The organism is Acinetobacter sp. SwsAc5 (genome assembly GCF_013391485.1).
Lineage (GTDB): Bacteria > Pseudomonadota > Gammaproteobacteria > Pseudomonadales > Moraxellaceae > Acinetobacter > Acinetobacter towneri.
The window spans coordinates 1-2,613 of the sequence record NZ_JACAXD010000061.1; the positions used below are offsets into that span (position 1 = coordinate 1).

5 protein-coding genes are annotated in these 2,613 nt (G+C 36.5%); all 5 read right to left on the reverse strand.

The window, feature by feature from the left end; translation table 11 throughout:
• Positions 1-358 precede the first annotated feature (358 nt).
• Positions 359-628, reverse strand: a complete 270-nt coding sequence (locus HYG89_RS15760; RefSeq protein ID WP_178868353.1) for a major capsid protein — start codon at positions 626-628, stop codon at positions 359-361.
• A 17-nt stretch (positions 629-645) separates the two neighbouring features.
• Positions 646-795, reverse strand: a complete 150-nt coding sequence (locus HYG89_RS15765) for a hypothetical protein (RefSeq protein ID WP_256734038.1) — start codon at positions 793-795, stop codon at positions 646-648.
• Between the two features lie 56 nt (positions 796-851).
• Positions 852-1,007, reverse strand: a complete 156-nt coding sequence (locus tag HYG89_RS15770; protein WP_178868357.1) for a hypothetical protein — start codon at positions 1,005-1,007, stop codon at positions 852-854.
• Between the two features lie 95 nt (positions 1,008-1,102).
• Positions 1,103-1,390: a hypothetical protein gene (locus HYG89_RS15775; RefSeq protein WP_019767806.1), complete on the reverse strand. Its 288-nt coding sequence runs from the start codon at positions 1,388-1,390 to the stop codon at positions 1,103-1,105.
• The coding region (locus HYG89_RS15780; RefSeq protein WP_178868359.1) for a replication initiation factor domain-containing protein at positions 1,380-2,613 on the reverse strand (1,234 nt) is incomplete at its 5' end. The genes HYG89_RS15780 and HYG89_RS15775, both read right to left, overlap by 11 nt.

Genomic DNA, 2,613 nt, shown 5'->3' on the forward strand with positions numbered 1-2,613 from the left:
ATCATTTGAATGATTTCTTCTTGGTCTACGTGCCATAAAATACTCCATATATTGATGTTTATAACATCATTTGAGGAGCAGAATATCACTTATAGGAGTTGTTCAAATTTACGGATCCATCTCTAAACATCGATACTAAAAGCAAAAGTGTTAATAATATTTTTAAAACAATTTGATTGAAATCAATATCAAGATTAAACATATAACACCTAAATTGCTTTAATGATAAGCCAACATGCAGCTAATAAAATCAAGATAGGAATCCAATTGAGTACGCTTGCTTCTTCCATTACTTTATCCTTAATCAATTGAGATACCGCAACTTTTAAGGAGCTGCGGTAAATGGTTTAATTTTGGATTAAGCCGAATTTGCACCACGTTTTAGGTAACGCCACCCTGCAAATACACCAAGTACAACAAGTGCAATACCGAATAAGCCAAGTACGACATCTTTTGCACCACTGATTTCATCGGTTAAACCTGTTGAATCAATTGAACTGGCATTGGCATGAAATGCTAATGCTGTACCTGTTGCAATGATTGCACCTTGTTTGATACGTGTAATAATTGTTGTACGCTGTACAAGTGATGAAGCACCACGTTTTTCAATTACGGTTAGTTTTTCCATGGTAGTATCTCCATTGGTTAGAGTTGATTTACAGCTTTTGCAATCACTGCAAAGGCAATGAATACAGCAGCTATACCGATTAATGAGCTACCAATAACTAACATTTCACTTTTCGTAATCGCTACTGATTGAAAAAGGTCAAGGTAAGTAAAAGTTGCCCATTCCACGCATGTTTGCAGACCCGATTCATTTGGCTGTGATAAAGTCTTGCAAACGTGCATTTTTAAAAATCCTTAAGGAAGTTAACAATAGACATTACTTTTTTAGTGTCAGCTTCATGTGGAAATAGTTTTAATTCAACAAGGACTCCTTTATGTTCAATACGAATTATGAGTCGCTTATTGGCATCAAGAGGATCACCTAGATATGTGATTTTCATTTCTTCCTATCCATCACATTGTTTTTCATGCTGTTGTAGTCTTTCTATATAAAAGAAATAACAGCCACATTTATCACAGCAATAAACCAAGCAACTCATTTTTGAACCTGTGGTACTAAGTCTTTAAGAATTGTGACCATTGATTTACCGTTACTCACTTGTTCCATTGTTGCTTCAGCATTCAATGGGAATTTCAAAGCTTTCAATTTCTCAAAATTGGCAGATGTACCCCAGCGGATTTGTTCACCCACTTGCCCAACAAAGTTGTCCCCATCCTGTAATTCAGCTTGGAAAAAAATAGTTGTTGAGTCATAGGGTTTTCCATTGAACTCGCCTTTTGAACTTTTTGCACCAAGTACGGTAATAGTTGTTTTAAACTGCATGAGCTAATTCCTCATAAATTGGTTGATTGATACGAACGGCTTGCATTGCTGCAATTGCTGAAAATTTCAGACGTTTAGGGACTTCATCTTTGGACGATGAAAGCATTGTGAGTAATTCAGAATCGTCATAGACTTTTCGGAATTGGCGAATGTATTTACCAAACTGGCTTTTGGTAATTTCGATTGCTTTTTTCCACTCGATTTGTGATTGTTTTTTAATGATTTCTGTCTTTTCAGGCATGATGTACTGCCCTAGTCTTGGCAATAAGACTTCGTTAAATACAGGGTAAGCACCGATAAAATATTGTGATGGTGAAAGCAACATTTCTAATTCTAGGTAACGGTCACTCGCTTTAAATTCGACTTCAATACGAACCCATTCGCTTAAAGCATCACCCTTTTCTTTACCTTTTTCATAAATTCGGCACGATTTACCGCTTTCACGTACACCGATATATAAAGTACGTCCTTTTCCATTCGGGCGTTTCCAATTACCAGCATGTCTTGAATCAGGTACTCGACCTGAAACCCAAAACATTTCTTGTGTATCCCATTGATCAGCTTCATCTAAGGTGATGTATTCACCTTCAAAGTCATCAAAGCAAATATCCACACGAGAAAGCTTTGAGCCTTTAATTTGTTTTAAATACTTATAAAGTTGTTCATTCCAACCTTTACGGGCAAGCGCACATCCTGAACCGTTAATTTGCACAATGATAGATTTTTGAGTATTGCCATACAGAACCATGCCTAAGTCATCCTGTAATGTGTAGGCATATTTATTGAAGTGCATGCCTTTATCACGCTTTTGACCTAGACCAAATCCAAATAATTCAAAGAGTTCTTGATCTAAAACAGATTCGATTAACTCAGTTAGAGCCTCATCCTCAACTAAAGGGTTAAGAGCAGAATACTTTTCATGGAAACGTGACAAAGGAATGCTGAAACTTACCCAATCTATACCTGCTATGCCATTATCGACCTTTGCAGCAATTGGTACTGGAACAATGCCTTTCCCTGTAGAAATAATCTTGTGGTTATCTAAATATCTTGGAAAAGCCCATTGTTCAGATACCTGTTGTAAATCCGTAACCCCCATATTATAAATTGGGGGTTGAACATCTTGCTTGGCAGTTGATTCTGCCGTGTTTACTAATACTTTGGCTATTTTATGTTCAAAGGTTTGAACGACTGAATTGTCTTGAGGTTGCTTCTGTTTTTTA